We start from the raw sequence: 19,932 nt of genomic DNA, 5'->3' as shown, positions 1-19,932 counted from the left end.
TCTCAGAGCATCATCATGCCGCCGGCGGCGGCGAGGGTTTGTCCGGTAAAAGCGCTGGCTTCATCGCTGGCCAGGAACAGGCAGGTCCGCGCGATTTCTTCCGGCTCCAGCAGGCGGCCGAGGGGAATGGCACGCTCCAGGGCCTGCTGCCATTCGCGGGAGATCGACTGCATCATCGGCGTGCGGGTCGGCCCCGGGCAGATGGTGTTGACGCGGATGCCGCGCGGGCCGAGGTCGCGAGCCAGGCACTTGCCCAGGCCGATCACGGCGGCCTTGGACGCGCAGTAGGCAAGCGGCCCTTCACCGCTGAGCGCGGACAGGCTGGCGATGTTGATGATCGAGCCCATCCGGCCGCTGGCGATCATCAGGCGCACCGCCGCACGGCTGCAGTAGAAGGTGCCATTGAGGTTGATATCGACGATTCGCTGCCAACCGGCATCGGTCAGGTCGACGATCATGTCGGTGAACACGTCGGGCTCCACGCCCGCGGCCAATTGCTCGCTGCGCTTGGCCAGGCGCTGCTGGTACTGGTCGAAGCCATCGCCGGGCACCTGGCCGACGCCGGCGTTGTTGACCAGCACATCAAGGCAGCCGTAGCGCTCGTCCACCTCGGCAAACAATCTCGCCACCGACGCGCTGTCACCGATGTCGCAGGCACTGGCGAAACTGCTCTCGCGCGTTGTCAGTTCGGCGACCGTGCGCTGCGCCGCCGCCTCGTCGATATCCACCACCACCACGCTCGCCCCTTCGGCGGCGAACAATGCCGCCGTGGCACGCCCCATTCCCGATCCCGCGCCGGTAACCAGCGCGACCTTGCCTTCGAGCCTCATGTCCCGTCCTTCCGCTTGTTGTTGTTCTGAAATGCCGCGCTCAGATCAGGTGCAGCTGGCTGCGGGCCTGTTCAGGCACCTCGTCGAGCTGCTGCCAGACACCGCCCTTGCACTCGAATACCTTCCGGGCCGGCGCAGGCAGGTCGGCGACATCGGTGTAGAACTGCTCGTACCACTCGCGCAGCTGGTACACCGGGCCATCCCCTTCGCAGAGGATCGGTTTGTCGATGCGGGTCTTGCTGTTCCAGATCTCCACGTCCTGGAAGAAGGACTTGTGCGCCTGCCCGGCATAGACCTCGGCGATGGCCTCGTTCTCGGCTTCGGAGAGTCCCGGCTGCTTCCTGACCTTGATCGCGTAGCGCAGCTCGAAGCTGTTCTGGTCGATGGGCACGTGGCAGTTGAGCAGCAGCGTGTCGAGGGTCTGCCCGCCGGCCTGCGCGGTCATGCGGGTGATGTGGTAGGCGGGCCCGAAGTAGGCGCTGTCCGCGCGCAGGCCGCTGCCCAGCAACTCGCTGTCCTCGCCCTGGAACATCTGGTAGCCCCGGTGTCCGTCGAAGGTGTTGCAGAAGTAGCTGGCCGGCGAGCCATGTACCGGCCCGAAATGCGCGAAGTCGGCGAGGTTATCCACCAGCTCGCGGCAGTTGGTCTGGATGACCATCTTGCGCATCATCCACTCCGTCCACTCGGCCGAATAACAGGCCTCGATGCGCGGCGCCTCCACCTCGGGGTCCGGCGCATTGCCTTCGGGGTCGTTCCAGACGTACAGCAGCTGGTTCTTCTCCAGCGTCGGCCACGCCTTGACCCGCGCCCGCATGGGCACGCGCTTGCAATAGGGAATCGACACGCACTTGCCGTCGCTGCCCCACTTCCAGTGGTGGAAGGGGCACACCACGGTATCGCCCTCCACATGCCCACCGGCGAGGTCCGCGCCCATGTGCGGGCAGTAGCCGTCGAGGATGTGCATCGCGCCGTCTTCGCCACGGAACGCCACGAGACGGGTGCCGAAGATGTTCAGTGGATGAGGCTTGCCGTCTGCGTAATCGGTTACCAGGCCGAGGCAGTGCCAGCCTCGCGCGAAGCGCGGCGCGGATACGCCGCCATGAAGGGGAGTCGACCGTTCCATGCTGATCTCCTGAAGGGGGATGGATGTCAACTCGAACTATTCTCCATCCCCGATTCCCGGACATCCTTGCCCGGGACTAGCCCACGCGGGTTAGACCTGCCGCCCACCCTACAAGCTATGGCATTACGTCCAAACACTGGTGCGCACAGCGCACCCCACGGCGCTGTGGGAGCGAATGAACCCGGAGGGACGTAGGGTGGACCACGCTTCACCGGTCCACCATCGGCGTGCGGCATGACAGGGACGGTGGAAATGAAAAGCGATTTCCACCCTACGGCACGATGTCCAAGCACTGGTGCACACAGCGCACCGAGAGCGGAGCTACGGGACCGGGTTGGGATAGGCCTCGAGGAACTGCCCGGCGAAGCGTTCAACAGCCCCAGCCGGCAAGCGATTGATACCGGCGGCGCGCTTGCGCCCTCCCCCGGTGGCGAACCCCCGACAGAAAGCATCCGCCTCCAGGCTGGCCGTGGCCGGCACACGCAGGCTGAACATCCAGTCACCGTCCGTCCGGACGCTCAGCAGACCGAGTGCACGCCCCGGATCGCGAGCGGCCAGCTGGTTCGCCAGCACGCCGCTGACCCGACGCGCCCAGGGCTCGGCCGGCAAACGGTAAAGCGTCGCGCCACTCCCCAGCTGCCAGGGCTCCAGGCTGGCTGCCTGCGCCATGTCAGCAGCGTGCCCGGCACGCAGGCGGGCGAAGCTGGGGCTATTCCGGATGAAGTCGAGCGGGTCCTGATACGGCAGCAATTCCGCTGCCAGGGCCACCGGGTCAAAGTGCAGGTCGGCCAGGCTGTCCCCGTAGGCGTTGTAGTTCAGCAACAGGCCCAGCTCTTCGAGCGCGCGAGTGTCCTCGTCCGCCAGCCCATGACGCGCGGCCAGCGCCCTCGCCGGGCCAGCCATGCCATCGCCGAAGACCGCTGCCACCGCCCAGCGGTGGAATCGCCCCTCCAGGAAGCGATCCACCAGCAGACTGGTGCAGACATCCGCAGCGGTGTCGATGTACGACTCGAAGCCAGGATGGTCAGGCAGCTCCCCGGCGAAGTGGTGGTCGAAGTAGCGGACACGGGCGCCCGCGCCGAGCAACCGCGCCGCATCGGCGCGGTTTTCCTCGTGGGAGACGTCGAGCACCGTCACCCGCTCCCCGGCTCCGGCCTGCACCCGTTGCAGCAAGGCAATGTCACGCTTCACCCCGCTGACCAGGCGCACATCCGCCGCCAGTTCACCCGCCAGGCGCAGCTGCTGCAGGGCGCAGAGGCCGTCCGCATCACCGTTGAAAGCACAATGATCGAGCATCGTCGTCTCCCCCTCACTCAGCGCATCAGCTCGCCGCCATTGGCGTCCAGCTGCACACCATTGATGGCGCTGGCGTAGTCGGAGGCCAGGAACAGGGCCGCACGGGCGCACTCCTCGTCCCCCGGCATACGTCCGCCGGGAATGCCCGCGCTGAATTCGGCTCGCACCTGCTCCTCGCTGACACCGCGCGCGGCGGCCGCCTCGCGTACATGGGCCTGTACCGGCTCCCCCCACATCCAGCCGCAGGCCAGGCCGTTCACCCGCAGGCCATGCTCGGCCAGTTCAGATGCCAGGTAACGCACCGCCACGGACAGCGTGCCCTTGGAGACGGCATAGGCACCACCGCCGGCATAGGGCTGGTGCACGCCCAGGGTGCTGATCATGACGATGGCGCCAGCGCGCTGGGCCTTCATCTGCGGCAGCACGGCGCGGGTCAGGTGCAGCGAGCCGAACAGGTTGACGTCCAGGGCCTCCTGCAGCAGCTCGTCCGAACAGCCTTCCAGTGAGTCGAAGCCGCCATGGGCATAGGCGCTGTTGACCAGTGCATCGATGCGCCCGAAGCGCTCCAGCGTGGCCTCGGCAAAGGCCCGGCAGGCCTTGGCGTCGCTCACATCGGTGGGCATCCAGAACACCTGGCAGTCGGTGCCCAGGGCGCGGATGCGCTGCTCCGCGTCACGCAGACGCGCCTCATTGCGGGCGCAGATGGCGACGGCGCGAGCGCCTTCACGGGCGGCTTCCAGGGCGAGCTTGATGCCCATGCCCGGGCCGATGCCGGAGATCATCACAACCTTGTCTTTCAGCAACATGTTCGGTTCCTCTTGTTGTTGGTCTTGGAATCTCAGTGCGCCAGGTGGCGGGCGCGGTACTCGCCGTAATCGCGCTGCAGCCGCGCCTCGTCGAGGCCGAACGCCTCAGCGTCGTAGTGATGCGCGGCGCGTTTCTCGCGGCCGTTGGCGGCCAGCCAGTCGGTCATGGCAGCGCGCACATCCGCCGTGAGTTCCAGCCCGGCGAAGCGGTAAATCCGCTCCACCACGTCCAGCGGCTGGCTGACGGTGTCCTCGAAGTGCACGTCGAGAAATGCCCCGTCCGGCATGGGCTCGCGGACCGCCATGGTATGGCGCAGGGCGCGGGCCATGCGGGTGTTCCACTGCTCGCCCACCTGGGCCGGGTCCGCCTCTTCGCTGTAGATCTGCCAGAGGGTGTGGATAAAGCTCGCCAGGGAGGGGATGGTCTTGCCCGGATCGCGATGGGTCAGCACCACCTGAGCGCGCGGGAAGACCTGGAACAGCAGCTCCAGGGTGTGCAGGTGTTGCGGGCTCTTCAGCAGCCAGCGGCGACCCGGTGCGATGCCACGACGGGCCTGCTGCCAGCTCAGGAACTGCAGCATCTTCTTCAGGTAGGCGTAGACCTGGACCTGGTCCTGGCGATCGAGCCAGGCGGTGTAGGCCGGCACGTTCACATAGGAATCCATGGCGCAGAGGAAGGAGTGCTCCATGAGCATGAACTCTTCGTCCGGCTGCTCCGCGTCCAACGGATGGATGGTGAGGATTTGCGGCACGAATTCGATCATCGCGGCGACCTCGGCCTTTGCCCGACCGATCCGCACTTCAGGCTGCTCCAGCGTCTCCCCGGGCAACGGCGCCGGGTAGCGGGTCTCCCACCATTGCGCCTTGCTGAACTGCGGGTCCACCGACAGCACGCGCTGCAACAGCGTGGTCCCGGTGCGCGGCAGGCCGACGATTACCAGCGGGTCGTCGATGGGCTGCTGGAGGATTTCCGGAAAGCGCTTGCAGTGGTCTTCGATCACCAGGCGGTTGACCAGTTGCGCCACCAGTTTTTCCCGGAGCAAGCCGCGCCCGTGGGTGGAAAGACGGGCCTCCCGGTTCAGGGCGCCCTCAAGGACCTTAAGGGCCTCGCGGAAGTCGCCGGGACCGAAGTCCTCCAGGCCACCAGCGCGGGCACTGGCCTCGGCCAGCAGGCTGTCGGGGGCGAATTCGCTGCCCGGTGCGATGGAATGGGTCATTGCAGCTCCTTCAGGTGGTTCAGCTTGACCACGCGGGTGGTGGGGTGGACCGGCTGGCTGGCGCCGACCCAACGCAGACAGAGGGTGCCGTTGGCATGGCCGGCGGTTTCCAGCCAGTTCGGCAGGCCGGGGTCACGGTGGCTCAGCACCAGGCGCACGCCGCCGCGCTTGTCCAGCTGCGCCGAGTGCTTGTTCAGGCAGATGCGGTGGTGGCGGTAGTCCAGCGACTCCATCCAGTAGTTGTTGATCTGCAGATTCCAGAAGTCGCAGTCGGGCACCTGGTCGACTTCGATCAGCAACGCCTCGTCGTCGGCCAGCTCCCAATAGCCGTGGTAGTAGAAGATGTTCGGATCACCGCCCACCGACTGGCACAGGGCCTGGTCCGCCGGTGGCAGGCCATTGGTGTGGGCCTGGTAGCCCTCGGCCCAATCCGCGAACAGGCGCGCGGTGTTCTCGACGAAGCTGGCGGCGCGACCCAGGCTCTGCTGCAAGCGCGCGGCGCTCAGCGGTTCGGGCTGCTGGCGACTATCCAGCCGCTCGATGCGCAGTTGCGCGGGCTGCTCGCTGGCGCGGTCGAGGAAGGTCTGGCGCACGATCAGGGCGTTGCTCTCCGGTTCCACGCGCACCCAGTTGCCCTTGGCCGGTGGCTCCTGGCTGAGGATGACCTCGAAGCTGCCATCGGCCTCCAGTTGCAGCTGGCTGGCGTCGATGAAGCCGGTCTGGATCATCTTGCCGTCGCTTTCATAGCCGCCCTTCTGGGTGCCGAAGCTGAGGTAGGACACGCTGCCGCGACGGCCGCTGACGCGGTACTGATGCTGGCCGTTCAGGCGGGCGTATTGGTAGAGGTTGTCCGGGTTGTCGGCGCCGATCTTGGCCGTCTCGTGGGACGGCGAGAAGAAGCCGGGGAAGTCCGGGTCAGCGAACTCCAGGTGCATTTCCAGGGCAATGCGCAGCAGGCGCGTGAGGTAGCGGAACCCCTCGGCGCGGGTGTGCGCATCGCTGGGTGCCTCGCTCCGCAGGATCTGCTCGCCACTACGTTTGAGCTGGTCGCAGAAATCGCTCCAGACCTGCCCGCTGCACACCTGTTGCTCGATGTTCTCGGTCGTCATCTCGGTCTCCTCTGGTCCGGCGGATGGCCCGCCACTGCGGAAACCTTAGGGAGATGGGCGGGGCGGATTCTTCGTCTGGGCGGACTAAATCACCGGCTGGCTCGCTGCTGGATGTAGCTCCACCCATCCTACGATCTGGATGTAGGTGCGAGCTTGCTCGCGAAAGCGGGCGCATCATTCGCCGGCAAGCTGGCTCCTACAGCGAGGCAATGAGCGGGAACCTAGTCCACCCGGACGAGGAAGCGGCAGCGGCGTGCGCGGAGCATCGGCCGGATCGGCGCCGCGCGGTGCGGCGCCTGTTTCCCGAGGAATCCCCGATGGCTGAAGAAAAGAACCTGGTGCGGTCGCTGACCGTGGATATCGCCGCCCCCGCCGAGCTGGTCTGGTCGGTGCTGGTCGATCTGGAACGCTACCCGCAGTGGAACCCCTTCACCGTCAAGGTAGAGTCCAGTCTGCGAATGGGCGAGCCGGTGAACCTGTACCTGCCCAACCCCGCCAGCCCCGGCGAGTTGGTGCATGTGATCGAGCAACTGGTGGCCTTCGAACCGCACCGCCTGCTCTCGTGGGAGATGTTCGCCAGCGCCGACAACCCGGACGCCGCCCGTCGCGACCAGGTGATCGAAGCCACAGGCCCCGACAGTTGCCGTTACTACACCACCGACCTGTTCCTCGGTCCTACCGCCGATCAGGTGATGGAGCTGCATGGCCCCTGGGTCAAGCAGGGCTTCGATGCGGTCGCCCTGGCGGTGAAGGCACGGGCCGAATCCCTGATTGGCACCCGCCGCTGAAACCTTGTCCGGTCAGACGAAGAACCTGCAGCGACGCATTCCCTACCGTGGAAAAAAGCCGGCCCGCCCCATGCGGCGCCGGCTCCATCCAACGGAGGCAAGCGATGCTGACACACCTACAACGACTGGAAGCGGAGAGCGTCCAGATCATCCGGGAAGTCGTCGCCGAGTGTGAAAACCCGGTGATGCTCTACTCCATCGGCAAGGACAGCGCGGTCATGCTGCACCTGGCGATGAAGGCTTTTGCCCCGGGCAAGCCACCCTTCCCCCTGCTGCACGTGGACACCACCTGGAAATTCCGCGAAATGATCGCTTTCCGCGACCAGACCGCCGAGCGCCTGGGCCTGGAACTGCTGGTGCACATCAACCCGGAAGGCCAGGAACGTGGGATCAACCCCTTCACCCACGGCTCGGCGCTGCACACCGATATCTGGAAGACCCAAGGGCTGAAGCAGGCCCTGGACCTGTACGGCTTCGACGCGGCCTTCGGCGGTGCCCGCCGCGATGAGGAGAAGTCCCGCGCCAAGGAGCGGGTGTTCTCGATCCGCTCCGAGCAGCACCGCTGGGATCCCAAGCAACAGCGCCCCGAACTCTGGCGCCTGTACAACACCCGCAAGCGCAAGGGCGAGAGCCTGCGCGTGTTCCCGCTCTCCAACTGGACCGAGCTGGATATCTGGCAATACATCTACCTCGAAGGCATCCCGATCGTACCCCTGTACTTCGCCCAAGAGCGTCCGGTGGTACGCCGGGACGGCACCCTGATCATGGTCGATGACGAGCGCCTGCCGCTGCTGCCCGGCGAAACGCCGGAACTGCGCAAGGTGCGCTTCCGCACCCTCGGCTGCTACCCGCTGACCGGTGCCATCGACAGCGAGGCCGACAGCCTCCCGGCGATCATCCAGGAAATGCTGGTGAGCCGAACCTCCGAACGCCAGGGCCGACTGATCGACAGCGATTCATCCGGTTCCATGGAGAAGAAGAAGCAAGAGGGGTACTTCTGATGAACGCCATTTCGAACCTGGACCAGTACCTGCAGCAACAACAGCGCAAGGACCTGCTGCGCTTCATCACCTGCGGCAGCGTCGACGACGGCAAGAGCACCCTGATCGGGCGCCTGCTCTACGAAACCAAAGTGCTCTTCGAGGACCAGCTCGGCCAACTGGAAGCGGACTCGAAGAAACTCGGCACCCAGGGCGGCGAGCTGGACTTCGCCCTGCTGGTGGACGGCCTGGCCGCCGAGCGTGAACAAGGCATCACCATCGACGTGGCCTACCGGTTCTTCGCCACCGACAAGCGCAAATTCATCGTCGCCGACACCCCCGGCCACGAGCAGTACACCCGCAACATGGTCACCGGCGCCTCCACCGCCGACGTGGCGGTGATTCTGGTCGACGCGCGCCAGGGCCTGCTGCCGCAGACCCGCCGGCACAGCTACCTGGTGTCCCTGCTGGGCATCCGCCGGGTGCTGGTGGCGGTGAACAAGATGGACCTGATGGGCTATTCCGAAGAGGTCTTCGCCCGAATCGAAGCCGACTACCGCGCGTTTGCCGAACAGCTCGGCCTGAGCGATATCCAGTGCATCCCGCTGTCAGCGCTCAAAGGCGACAACCTCATCGAGCGCAGCACCAGCATGCCCTGGTACCAGGGCCCCAGCCTGCTGCAGCACCTCGAAACCGTGCCCCTGGACGACGACCGTGCGAGCCACGCGCCGTTCCGCCTGCCGGTGCAGTGGGTGAACCGCCCCAACCTCGATTTCCGTGGCTACTCGGGCAACGTGGCGGCGGGCAGCATCCGTGTCGGCGAGCGCATCCGCGTGCTGCCGTCGGGCAAGCAGAGCCGGGTGAGCGGCATCCTTGGCCTCGCCGGCGAGCAGCAGGAAGCGGTCTGCGGCCAGGCGGTGACCCTGACCCTGGAAGACGAGATCGACATCAGCCGTGGCGACCTCATCGCCCTGGCCGACGCGCCGCCAGCGGTGGCCGACCAGTTCGAATCCACCCTGGTCTGGATGGGCGAAGAGCCGATGCTGCCTGGCCGCCCCTACCTGCTGAAAATCGGCTGCCGCACCTTGGGCATGAGCTGCACCACCCTCAAGCACAAGGTGGACGTGAACAGCCTGCAACAGCTGGCGGCCCGGACCCTGGAGCTGAACGAGATCGGCGTCTGCGACCTGAGCCTGGACCAGCCGATCCCCTTCGATGCCTATGCGGATAACCGCGATACCGGCGGCTTCATCATCATCGACCGCCTGACCAACCAGACCGTCGGCGCCGGCATGCTGCACTTCGCCCTGCGCCGCGCGCAGAACGTGCACTGGCAGGCCATCGACGTGAACGGTGCGGCCCGTGCCACCCTGAAGGGCCAGACGCCGCGCATCCTCTGGTTCACCGGGCTTTCCGGCGCTGGCAAGTCGACCATCGCCAATCTGGTGGAGCGCAAGCTGCACGCCCTGGGCCGTCACACCTACCTGCTGGACGGTGACAACGTGCGCCACGGCCTGAACCGCGACCTGGGCTTCAGCGAGGCGGACCGGGTGGAGAACATCCGCCGCGTAGCGGAAGTGGCGCGGCTGATGCTGGATGCCGGGCTGATCACGCTGGTGTCCTTCATCTCGCCATTCCGTGCCGAGCGCGACCTGGCACGCAGCCTGGCGGGCGAAGGGGCCTTCCTGGAGATCTTCATCGACGCATCGCTGGAGCTGGCCGAGAGCCGCGACCCCAAGGGCCTCTACCAGAAAGCCCGGCGCGGTGAACTGAAGAACTTCACCGGCATCGATTCGCCCTACGAGCCGCCGCTGGCACCGGACCTGCGCATCGATACGGCGAGCGAATCGGCCGAAGCCGCCGCCGAGCGCATCGTCGAGCACCTGTTGGCGCTCTAAGCCCGCTCCCTCGACGGGGCTGACCCGTAGGAGCGAGGGGGACGCCGAGTTCTTGCTCGCGAATGTCCTGTACTCGGACGTTCGCGAGCAGAGCTCGCTCCTACATTTCCCAGCCAACCAAATCGATCCCCTACCGCCACTAGGCCAAACGGACGATTTATCCACAGTCCGGCGCGCCAATACTCGGCCCATCCAGCCCGACAACCACAACAAGCGAGGCGAGGATGAACGACTACCGACACGCCCATGAACTTGCAGCCATCAGCTCGGCGGAACTCAGCGAGCTGCTGGCATTGACCTACCAGGGCCCCCTGGAACCCACACCCTGGGCCGGCCTGCTGGAAGCGCTGCGCCTGCGTTTCGAGGCCAGCTTCCTGACCCTGGTATTGCGCAACCCCGCCCACGAACGGCCGGGGCTGATCGTCAACGCCTCGATCCACGGGCCGCACCTGCCGGGCGAGCCGTCCTACAGCGAGCACTACTACTCGATCTGCCCCTTCCTCCACTGGTCCGCCGACCAGGTGGCCAGCGCTGACCAGGTGATGGGCAGCGACCACTGGCTGGCGCACGACTTCTACCAGAACTACCTCCAGCCGCTGGACCTGCGCTACGTACTGGTGGCCAACATGCGCACGACGGCAGGCATGCATTGCGCGCTGTTCGCCTGCCGCGAGCACGCCAGCCGGGACTTCGACGATAGTGAAATCGCCCTGGTGCGCCTGCTGCTGCCACACCTGCAGCAGGCCGTGGACTTGCACTCCACGGTGGACCAACTGGACTCCGAGCGCCTGCTCTATGCCGCCACCATTGACCGCCTGCTGGTGGGCACTGCCATCCTCGACGAAACCGGCAAGGTGATGCGCAGCAACCAGGCCGCCCAGCAGCTGTTCGACAGCCATGACGGCCTCGAATGCCGACAGGAAAAGCTCAGCGCGTTCTCTGGCCAGGACAACCGCAACCTGCAACGGGCGATCCTCGCCGCGCTGCAGCATCACCAGCACGGCCGGGAAGACTGTGTCGAAGTGCTGACTCTGACCCGCCCCACTGGCGAAGTGCCGTTGAACGTACTGCTGCGTCCCATCGCCCTGGACCACGAAAGCCGTGGGGCAGCCCGGAGACCGGCGGTGGCGGTGTTCATCCGCGACCCCAGCGACTCGCCCCAAGCCTCCCGGCGCCTGTTGCGCAGCCTGTTCCAGCTGACCCGCACGGAAACCGAGGTGGCGATGCTGATCATGGACGGCCTGACCCTTGACGAAAGCGCCGAGCGCCTCGGGGTCACGCGCAATACTGTGCGGGCGCACCTGCGCGGCGTGTTCGCCAAGACCGGCGCGACCCGCCAGGCGCAACTGGTGAAGACCCTGCTGAACAGCGTCGCTTCGCTGGCTTGAGCAGATTTCGTTCGGTAATCGGTCCCCTCGGTGCAGCCGGTCTGTCAGCGGCGGCTGCCCTGGGGACCACGTGATAAAACGCCTAGCTCGTTCGAACGATGAACGGGTCAATCATCCGGGTAACGCTGTATTCCCGGACCAGTTGATACCGCGCGACTGCCATGATTTTCGCGACGCCTGCGGGGTGAATAAGAATTATGAATCCATCCGACATCTCTCTGGATCAACTCAGCCAGCTCATCGAGCAGATCTACGAAGGCGCCAGCGAAGAGCTGCCCTGGCAGCGAAGCCTCGAACAGCTGCGGACTGCGCTGGGCGCCAACTACGTCACCCTGATCCTGCGCCCCAGTGCGCCAGGTGATCCCGGCTTCATGGTCAACGCCGGCCCGGTCGAGACCTGGGCAGTCTCCGCATACAGCGAAACCTATTACGCCCTCGACCCCTTCGTCGGCCTGCCCGCTGGCGAAGTCCACACGGTGGCCGAACTGCTGGGCGAGGAGCGCTGGCTGAAATCGGATTTCTACCTGAGTTTCAATGCACCGCTGGATGTGTTCCACATCATGGGTGCCGACCTGTACACCGCCAACGGCATCGAGTGCCGCCTGCGTGTCTGCCGCCCGCACCAGGACAGCAGTTTCACTGCGCAGGACAAGGCGTTCTGCGCACGCCTGCTGCCGCATCTGCGGCGTGCGGTAAACCTGTATGGCCAGCTCAAGCGCAGTGAAGTCGAACGCCAGCTGTATGCCTCGGCGGTCGAGCGCATGCAGATCGGCACCATCATTCTCGACAACCATCTGCAGGTCATGGAAACCAATCAGGCCGCCAATGAAATGCTAGGCGAGGGTGATGGCCTGAACGTCGCCGGAGACCGTCTCGGTGCAGCCTATCGGAGCGACAACCAGGCCTTGCAGCGCGTGATCAAGCAAGCCTTGGAGCAGCGCGTGTCGGAGGGCCCGCGAATCGCCGAAGCCATCACCCTGCAGCGCCCCTCCGGCCGCAGCAGCCTGGGGGTGGTGGTGCAAAGCCTGCCCCGCGAGGAAAGCCTGGAAGGCCGGCATCCGGCCGTGGCGGTTTTCCTGCGTGATCCGGAACGCCGGGCAGACGTGCAACAGCAGCCGCTACGCCAGCTGTTCGGCTTCACCCCCGCCGAAGCCGCCCTGGCGATCCAGCTGGCCCATGGCAACACACTGGACGAAGCCGGCGTCCAACTGAACATCCGCCGCAACACGGTGAAGGCGCACTTGCGGGCGATCTTCTCCAAGGCCGGGGTTACCCGTCAGAGCGAACTGGCCTATGTCCTGCACAACAGCGTGGCCGTGCTGGGCGGCAGTGTCGCGGGTGCGGAAAGCACCAGAAGCCTGTAGTTCGGTTGTGGGGGCGAATTTATTCGCCCCCACAGAAAAGCCGTTCGATGCCAGGCCTTTCGCCTTACACCGCCATCTTGCGCAGGGCGTCCTTGGTCACCTTGCCGGCCGCATTGAGCGGCATGGCATCGACCAGCAAGGCACGGCGCGGCACCTTGTAGTTGGCCATCTGTTCGCGGCACCAGGCGAGGAAGGCCTGGGTGTCCACCGGCTTGCCGGCGGCGGGCAGCAGGAAGGCCATGGCCACCTCCCCCAGGCGCTCGTCGGGAATGCCGATGACCGCAGCCTGGGCCACCCCCGGATAGCGCAGGATGACCTGCTCGATTTCCGCCGGATACACGTTGAAGCCACCGGTGATGAACATGTCCTTGAGGCGGTCGGTGATGCGCAGATAACCGTCCTCGTCGAGCACGCCGACATCGCCCGTGTGCAGCCAGCCATCGGCATCGATGGCTTCGGCCGTGGCCTCGGGGTTGTTGAAGTAGCCCTTCATCAGGTTGTAGCCGCGCACCAGCAGCTCTCCGGGTTCGCCGGTCGGCACCGGGTTGCCGGCGCCATCGACGCAGCGCACTTCCACATCCGGGAAAGCGCGGCCCGAGGTGGTTGCGATCCGCTCTGCGGAATCCCCCGGACGGCAGATGGTGACAAAGCCGCAAGCCTCGGTCAGGCCGTAGGCGGTGACGATGGTCTCGAAGCCCAGTTCGCTGGCCATGCGCCGCACCATTTCAACCGGCACTGAAGCGGCGCCCGTCACCGCTACACGCAGGCTGGAAAGGTCGTATTTCTGGCGATCGGGGTGGCTGAGGATCGACTGGTACAACGTCGGCGGGCCGGGCAGCACGGTAATGCGTTCGCGTGCGACACGCTCCAGCATCACCGGCACGTCGAACACCTGCTGCGGCAGGATGCAGCAGCCGCGCATCAGCGCCGCCAGCCAGCCGGCCTTGTAGCCGAAGCTGTGGAAGAACGGATTGACGATCAGGTAGCGGTCGCCCTGGCGCAGGCCGACCATGGCGCTCCAGTCACGGACGATGCGCAGGTTCTGGCCGTGGGCGGTCATCACGCCCTTGGGCTTGCCGGTGGTGCCGGACGTGAACAGCAGGTCGGACAGGCTGTCCTGGCCCACTTCGTCTTCGCGCACCGCGAGTTCCGCTGGCGAGACGTCCTTGCCCAGGGCCAGGAACGCGTCCCAGCCCAGGCAGCCCGGCGAATCCCCACGCAGGCAAACGCGCGTGCGCAGCTCTGGCAGCGCCTCGCCGGCCAGCAATGCCGGGTAGTCGGTGCCGAGGAATTCGCTGACCACGAACAGCAGGCTGGCGCCGCTTTCGCGCAGGATGAATCCGGCTTCGGCGCCCTTCATGCGGGTATTCAGCGGCACCAGCACGGCGCCCACGCTCTGCAGGGCGATGGCAGCGACGATCCATTCATGGATGTTCGGCGCCCAGACAGCCACCCGTTCGCCGGCCTGTACTTCCAGCGCCAGCAGGGCGCGGGCGGCCTGGCGGCGCAGCTCGTCGAGCCGGTGATAGCTGATGCTGGTGCTGTCGTCCTCGATGGCCATGGACTCGCCGTAACGGGTCGCGGCGGCGGCCAGCAGTTCAGGAATGGTCAGGGCGCTTTCCAGGTCGGTCATGGGCTTTTCTCGGGCGCGACGGGGCAACGGCCGGAAAGACCGGCCGTTGCAGGGAGGTTGGAATCAGGCTTGCGGTGGTGCGAAGCGTCGGCCGGCGGAGAAACCGCCGTCCACGGCGATCATCTGGCCGCTGACGAAGGAGGACTCATCGGACGCCAGGAACAGCGCCACATTAGCCACTTCCACCGGCTGCCCGGCACGGCACAGCATGTGCTGGGAGGAGAAGTAGGCGTGGAACTCCTTCTGCTCCTTGACCATCTGCGTCATGGGGGTGTCGATCAGCCCCGGGCACAGGCCGTTGACGCGGATGTTGGCGTAACCGTAGTCGATGGACATGGAGCGGGTGAGCTGGCTGATACCGCCCTTGGCGGTGTTGTAGGCGGCGTTGCCGTCGCAGCCCTGGAGGCCGAAGATCGAGCCGAAGTTGATGATCGAGCCGCTGCGCTGGGCGATCATCTGCGGCAGGGCGTACTTGCTGGTGAGCATGCTGCCGGTGAGATGGATTTCCAGCACTCGGCGCCATTCCTCGGTGCTGGTCTCGGTGATGCTGCCACGGCTGGAGATGCCGGCGGCGTTGACCAGCGCGTCGATGCGGCCGAAGCGCTTCACCACTTCGTCCATCACGGCCTGCACCCGGTCCTCGTCACGCACGTCCAGGGTCATGAACAGCGGCGCCGGCTGCAGCCCTTCCAGGCTTGCGGCAGCCTCAGGGCGCGGCTCGCCCATATCCAGCCCGACCACCTGTGCGCCTTCCTCGGCAAAACGGCGGATGCAGGCCAGACCGATACCCGAAGCGGCACCGGTGATGACCGCAACCTTGTTGGACAGACGCGCCATGGCAAACCTCGATGTCTTGTTGTTGGAATGGGGCTTTCGGCGGAGTCTACCGCCGGAGTGGGCAGGAGTGATCGTCCGTTGAGACTACGCGGCGGAATGACTATCACACCGATCGCTGTGGGGGCGAATTCATTCGCAAAGGGGAGCGCAGCTGCCCCCTTCGAGGCCACCGGGCGAACCTTCGGTCCGCATAGCGATTGAAATCGCCCCCACAGACGTCGCCCGGCCCCCACCGTAGGTTGTGGCTGAACTACGCGAAGCCCAACACCCAGTCGGGCTTCGCTGCGCTCTGCCCAACCTACATCTTCAAAATAAAAAACCCGGCCGAAGCCGGGTGTAAAGGCACAGACATACACGCTCAATACCACCGGTGAGGGCGGTAGCCCCCGGCTGTCACCCCGGAAACTTGAGTTTCAGCCGCGCACTGCCCGGGCGGCCCTGGCATGCCAGGGTCCAGCCTTCGGCGAGTTCCGCGGGGCTGAGAATATCGTTGCGGGAGAGCACCACTTCGCCCTCCTCCACCTTGCACATGCAGGCGCCACAGAAGCCTTCTTCACAGGAGTAAGGCGCGTCGAGGCCCGCATTGCGCATGCTCTGCAGCAGGGTCTCACCTGATTGCACGGGCACTTCGCTGAGCTGGCCGTCGAGTTCCACCAGCAGTTGCTCCGCCTCAACGCCAGCGACAGCCGGAACGGCTTCCTGGGCATCCGGATCGGGCGGCGAGACGAAGCGCTCCACATGGATGCGATCCGTGCTCTCACCGGCCGCCAGCAGGGCGCGCGCCACGGTGTCCATGAAAGGCCCCGGCCCGCAGATGTAGAACTCCGCACCGGCGTGACCACGCACCAGTTGGCGAACTTCGCCGTCCGTGAGGAAGCCCTGCACCGAATCCAGCACATGGATCACTTCCAGCTGGTCGACGTGGGCCTTGGCCAGCGCCTTCAGTTCATCGCGGAAGATCACCGAGGACTCGTCTCGGTTCGCGTACACCAGCTTGATGCGGCGCTGGCTGGTCTTCAGCGCCGACTTGAGGATGGAGAACACCGGGGTGATCCCCGAGCCGCCACCGAACAGCACCAGGTCATGCTCGCCGGCACTCAGATGGAAATGCCCGGCCGGCGGCAGGACTTCCAGCAGGTCGCCGGCACGGACCTGGTCGTTGAACCAGTTGGACACCCGGCCACCGTCCACCCGCTTGATGGTGACCTTCGGCAGGGTGTCGCAGTCCGGCGAACTGGACATGGAATAGCAGCGCGTCAGCCGCTTGCCGCCGACCATCACGCGGAAGCTGAGGAACTGCCCCGCCTTGTAGCGGAAGCGTTCCTCCTGCCCCGCCGGAATCCGCAGCACGACGGAACGGCTGTCGTGTGTTTCGGCGATCACCTCGGCCACTTCCAGTTGGAAGGCACCGGACTGCTGGTTTTCGATCACGATTGGCTGCGCGCTGCCCATGTCCATCTCCGGGTCAAATCAGGCCGCTGATGGTCTGCGCATTGTCGATGCGCAGCTCGCTGCCGTTGATGAAGCGCGACTCGTCCGAGGCGAGGAACAGCACCAGGTTGGCGATGTCGCGCGGGGCGCACATGCGGTTCTTCGGGTCCTGGTCCAGCACCTCTTGCGGCACGTTCTGCAGGCCCGTCAGCGGCTGGGTCATCGGTGTGTTGATGCCGTCCGGGTGCACGCTGTTGCAACGGATGCGGTAGCCCTGCTGCTTGCAGTGCAGCGCGACGGAGCGGGTCAGTGCGGCCACCGCGCCCTTGGAGGCGGAGTAGGCGCAGAAGGCCGGCATGCCACCCAGGGCGGCAACCGACGACATGTTGATGATCGAGCCGCCGCCGCTGTCCTTCATCGCCGCGATGGCGTGCTTGCAGCCGAGGAAGTAGCCGTCGCTGTTGATCCGCTGGATCTTCTGCCAGAGCTCAAGGCTGGTGTCCTCGATGCTGGCCAGGGCGAGGATACCGGCGTTGTTCACCAGCACATCGAGGCGGCCGAAGGTTTCCAGGGTGACCTTGATGACGTTCTGCCAATCGGCTTCGCTGGAAATGTCCTGGCGGACGAACACCGCGTTCGCGCCGATCTCCGCAGCTACCTGGCGGCCGGCCTCGTCATTGAGGTCGGTGAGCACCACTTTCGCCCCTTCGCTGGCCAGCAGCAGCGCGTCGTCGCGCCCCGCACCACTGGCGGCGCCGGTGACGATGCAGACCTTGCCTTCGACTCGTTTCATTGTTGTTCTCCTTTGGAAGCCTTGGCAGCCCGAACCAGACCGGCGACGTGAGCGCCGGCGCGGCGCCCTGAGTAAACGCAGTCAGCCAGGGACAGGCCGGATACATAGAAATTGGAAGCGACGCCCACCGCATTGCGGCCGGCGCTGAACAGGCCGGGAACCGGCTGGCCCTGGTGATCGAGCACCTGGCCGCTGCGTTCGCAGACCCGCAGCCCGCCGAGGGTGATCACCGCACAGGGGTAAAGCTTGCTGGCGAATGACAGGTCCAGGGCATACCACGGGCCTTCATCCAGCGGCGCGAGAAAGCCGCGCGACTTGCCCAGAGCATCTTCGCGATCACCCCGGGCAGCGGCGTTGTAGGCCGCCATCGTCTGCTCCAGGGCCTCGCGGGGAAGGCCCATACGGCCGGCCAGTTGGCCGACGCTGTTGCCGCGCCGGGCGTTGAACAGCAGGTTGAGCAAGGCCGGCATGCGCTGGAAGGACCAGACCTTGCCCGGCCCGATCTGTGCGAAGGCTTCGCGGTACAGCGCCCGGTTGATGATCAGGATGGCGCGGCCGCCCTGCTCTTCCACCATGGCGTGACCCAGCTTGGCGCCATAGACCTCTTCGTTGCAGTAGCGCTGCCCGGCGGCGTTGACGACGATGCCCCTGGCCCAGGCCAGCGGGGGGTTGAGAAAGCGCCAGGCACTGACCTTCTCCATGCGCTGCAGCTCACCACCGGCGCTACGCCCCAGGCGCATGCCACTGCCGTTGCAGCCGCTGGTGCCAAGGGGCAGGCCATCCAGATAGCGCGGCGCATGCACGGTCAGCATCGCGCGGTTGAACACGAAACCACCGGCGGAGAGCACCACGCCGTGCAGAGCACGGATCAGTCGGCGCTCCCCATGGGCCAGTTCCAGCTCCCGAACCCTGCGCCGCAGGCGCTCAGCCAGGGGCGGCGCGTAGGGATGCAGCGCGTCGGTCCAGCGTGCCAGTCGCGCATGGCGTCGCGCAGCCCGGCTGCCAGCGGGAATTTCCCAGGCCTCGACGCCAATCACCCGGCCACTGGCATCCATCACCAGACGGCGTACTTCGCACTGGCTGCGCAGGCGCACACCCTGGCGCAGCGCACTGGCCTTGAGTGGGTTGTAGAGGTTGTAACCGGACATCCCGGAGCCCAGGGCACGGTGCCCACGCGGCGCTGGCCGGGCCGTGGCGGCATAGCTCGGCACGGCTTCGTTGCCGGAGTAATAGAGGAAGTACTTGTCGCTCGGATAGGACGTCTTCATCGGCGGCACGCTGCCCTGGAAGCCGGCACCTTGCCGTTCCAGCCAGGCCAGGTTGTCGCGACTGCGCTCGCAGAAGTCCCGCAGCGTCTCTTCAGACACCGCATCGCCGACCTCCTGACGGAGGTAATCGAACATCGCCTGAGGTGAGTCCTCGACCCCAGCTTCGGCCTGGTGCGGAGTGCCGCCGCCGGCATAGACCACGCCGCCGCTGCGGGCCGTGGCGCCGCCACCGGCGAAGCGCTCCAGCGCCAGCACGGACACGCCTTGGCCGCGCGCCTCCAGGGCGGCGCAGACACCCGCGCCGCCAAGGCCCACGACCAGCAGGTCGGCACTGTCATCCCAGCTGAGCTGGGCGGCGTCGGCGACCTGCAGTGGACTGTCGAGCCCCTGCTCCATGGCGGTCATGGGCAGCCCTCAGCTCGCAACGGCCAGCGACGGCGCAGTGGTGGTATACGCGCCGTTCAGATAGACCAGAGGACTGATCTCGGCGCTGTTGTGGATCTCCACGATGCGGCCGATGAAGATGGTGTGGGTGCCGTAGCTGAACTTGCCGTCCTGCTGGCAGAGGATGGCCGACTGGGCATCGCCCAGGTAGGGAATGCCACCTTCGCTGTTGCGCCAGTCACCGCGCTGGAAGCGCGCTTCGCCCTTCACCGGGCCGCTGCACAGGTGGGACAGCTCTTCCTGTTCCAGGCCGAGGATGTTGACGCAGAAGTCCGCGCCCGCATCCAGCACGGCGTGCAGCGACGCGGTCTTGTTCACGCAGATGAGCAGCGACGGCGGCTCGGTGGAAAGCGAATCCACCGCCGTGGCGGACATGGCGAAACGCTCGCTGCCATTGCTGGTGGTAATGATGGTCACGGACTTGGCCAGACGACGCATCGCCTGGAGCATCTCGCCTTTCAGATCGGCCTGGCTCATCGCACTGCCCTCTTGTTGTTCTAACAGTGGTGCCGATTCTTCGCCTTGACCCGCCCTGCAACATCGTCCGAGGGGACTAGTCAGAACGCCGGTACGTGGGGCTCTTTACCTGTGGGGGCGAATTCATTCGCTAATGGCAGCGCAGCTGCCACCTGTTGGGCCGAAGGGCAGACCTTCGGCCTGCATAGCGAATGAATTCGCCCCCACAAAAGAGCAGTCCATGCAAGCAGGCAACTCCGCGCTCGTGCAT

The 19,932-nt window shown here is 65.9% G+C and carries 17 protein-coding genes; 5 read left to right on the top strand and 12 right to left on the bottom strand.

Going from position 1 to position 19,932, the window contains the following annotated elements:
- Nucleotides 1-2: 2 nt before the first annotated feature.
- From E8F06_RS14960 to E8F06_RS14935, 6 genes are all read right to left on the bottom strand, one after another.
- A complete protein-coding gene (locus tag E8F06_RS14960; RefSeq protein WP_280368522.1) occupies nucleotides 3-830 on the bottom strand; it encodes an SDR family NAD(P)-dependent oxidoreductase in 828 nt (275 codons plus the stop codon).
- A gap of 40 nt (nucleotides 831-870) precedes the next feature.
- Nucleotides 871-1,953 carry a Rieske 2Fe-2S domain-containing protein gene (locus E8F06_RS14955; protein ID WP_280368520.1) on the bottom strand — a complete coding sequence of 361 codons (1,083 nt, stop codon included), beginning with the start codon at nucleotides 1,951-1,953 and terminating at the stop codon, nucleotides 871-873.
- 321 nt (nucleotides 1,954-2,274) lie between these two features.
- Complete coding sequence (locus E8F06_RS14950) at nucleotides 2,275-3,249, bottom strand: acetyltransferase (protein WP_280368517.1); 975 nt, start codon at nucleotides 3,247-3,249, stop codon at nucleotides 2,275-2,277.
- Nucleotides 3,250-3,266: 17 nt separating this feature from the next.
- Nucleotides 3,267-4,055 (bottom strand): SDR family oxidoreductase, encoded by a 789-nt coding sequence (locus E8F06_RS14945; RefSeq protein WP_280368514.1) that lies wholly within the window; start codon nucleotides 4,053-4,055, stop codon nucleotides 3,267-3,269.
- Nucleotides 4,056-4,087: 32 nt separating this feature from the next.
- The gene (locus E8F06_RS14940; protein WP_280368511.1) at nucleotides 4,088-5,272 is read right to left on the bottom strand and encodes a sulfotransferase; all 1,185 of its coding nucleotides are present in this window, start codon (nucleotides 5,270-5,272) and stop codon (nucleotides 4,088-4,090) included.
- On the bottom strand, nucleotides 5,269-6,381 hold the full coding sequence (locus tag E8F06_RS14935) for a DUF1214 domain-containing protein (protein ID WP_280368508.1): 1,113 nt from the start codon (nucleotides 6,379-6,381) through the stop codon (nucleotides 5,269-5,271). Before E8F06_RS14935 ends, E8F06_RS14940 begins: the two co-directional genes overlap by 4 nt.
- A 317-nt stretch (nucleotides 6,382-6,698) precedes the next feature.
- Between E8F06_RS14935 and E8F06_RS14930 the strand changes: the two genes are divergently transcribed.
- The 5 genes from E8F06_RS14930 (at nucleotide 6,699) to E8F06_RS14910 (ending at nucleotide 12,799) form a co-directional block, all read left to right on the top strand.
- Nucleotides 6,699-7,169 carry an SRPBCC domain-containing protein gene (locus E8F06_RS14930; RefSeq protein ID WP_280368507.1) on the top strand — a complete coding sequence of 157 codons (471 nt, stop codon included), beginning with the start codon at nucleotides 6,699-6,701 and terminating at the stop codon, nucleotides 7,167-7,169.
- An 86-nt stretch (nucleotides 7,170-7,255) separates the two neighbouring features.
- Nucleotides 7,256-8,170: a sulfate adenylyltransferase subunit CysD gene (cysD, locus tag E8F06_RS14925; protein WP_280368590.1), complete on the top strand. Its 915-nt coding sequence runs from the start codon at nucleotides 7,256-7,258 to the stop codon at nucleotides 8,168-8,170.
- Nucleotides 8,170-10,047, top strand: a complete 1,878-nt coding sequence (gene cysN, locus E8F06_RS14920; RefSeq protein ID WP_280368504.1) for a sulfate adenylyltransferase subunit CysN — start codon at nucleotides 8,170-8,172, stop codon at nucleotides 10,045-10,047. Before cysD ends, cysN begins: the two co-directional genes overlap by 1 nt.
- Before the next feature lie 224 nt (nucleotides 10,048-10,271).
- Entirely contained in the window at nucleotides 10,272-11,435 is a 1,164-nt protein-coding gene (locus E8F06_RS14915) for a helix-turn-helix transcriptional regulator (protein ID WP_280368501.1), read from the top strand.
- 197 nt (nucleotides 11,436-11,632) lie between these two features.
- Complete coding sequence (locus E8F06_RS14910; protein WP_280368499.1) at nucleotides 11,633-12,799, top strand: LuxR C-terminal-related transcriptional regulator; 1,167 nt, start codon at nucleotides 11,633-11,635, stop codon at nucleotides 12,797-12,799.
- Between the two features lie 64 nt (nucleotides 12,800-12,863).
- On the opposite strand, the gene E8F06_RS14905 is transcribed toward E8F06_RS14910, so the two are convergent.
- The 6 genes from E8F06_RS14905 to E8F06_RS14880 form a co-directional block, all read right to left on the bottom strand.
- Entirely contained in the window at nucleotides 12,864-14,432 is a 1,569-nt protein-coding gene (locus tag E8F06_RS14905) for a FadD3 family acyl-CoA ligase (protein WP_280368497.1), read from the bottom strand.
- A 63-nt stretch (nucleotides 14,433-14,495) separates the two neighbouring features.
- Nucleotides 14,496-15,269, bottom strand: a complete 774-nt coding sequence (locus tag E8F06_RS14900) for an SDR family oxidoreductase (protein ID WP_280368494.1) — start codon at nucleotides 15,267-15,269, stop codon at nucleotides 14,496-14,498.
- 393 nt (nucleotides 15,270-15,662) lie between these two features.
- On the bottom strand, nucleotides 15,663-16,721 hold the full coding sequence (locus E8F06_RS14895; RefSeq protein ID WP_280368492.1) for a ferredoxin--NADP reductase: 1,059 nt from the start codon (nucleotides 16,719-16,721) through the stop codon (nucleotides 15,663-15,665).
- Between the two features lie 13 nt (nucleotides 16,722-16,734).
- Entirely contained in the window at nucleotides 16,735-17,493 is a 759-nt protein-coding gene (locus tag E8F06_RS14890; RefSeq protein ID WP_280368490.1) for a glucose 1-dehydrogenase, read from the bottom strand.
- Entirely contained in the window at nucleotides 17,490-19,166 is a 1,677-nt protein-coding gene (locus tag E8F06_RS14885; RefSeq protein ID WP_280368487.1) for an FAD-binding protein, read from the bottom strand. The genes E8F06_RS14890 and E8F06_RS14885 overlap by 4 nt, the downstream gene beginning before the upstream one ends.
- 9 nt (nucleotides 19,167-19,175) lie before the next feature.
- Nucleotides 19,176-19,682, bottom strand: a complete 507-nt coding sequence (locus E8F06_RS14880; RefSeq protein WP_280368484.1) for a flavin reductase family protein — start codon at nucleotides 19,680-19,682, stop codon at nucleotides 19,176-19,178.
- Nucleotides 19,683-19,932 lie beyond the last annotated feature (250 nt).

This window comes from Pseudomonas sp. BN411 (assembly GCF_029871235.1).
Lineage (GTDB): Bacteria > Pseudomonadota > Gammaproteobacteria > Pseudomonadales > Pseudomonadaceae > Metapseudomonas.
Note: the sequence above shows the minus strand (reverse complement) of the source record. Positions and strands in the feature narration are given on the sequence as shown.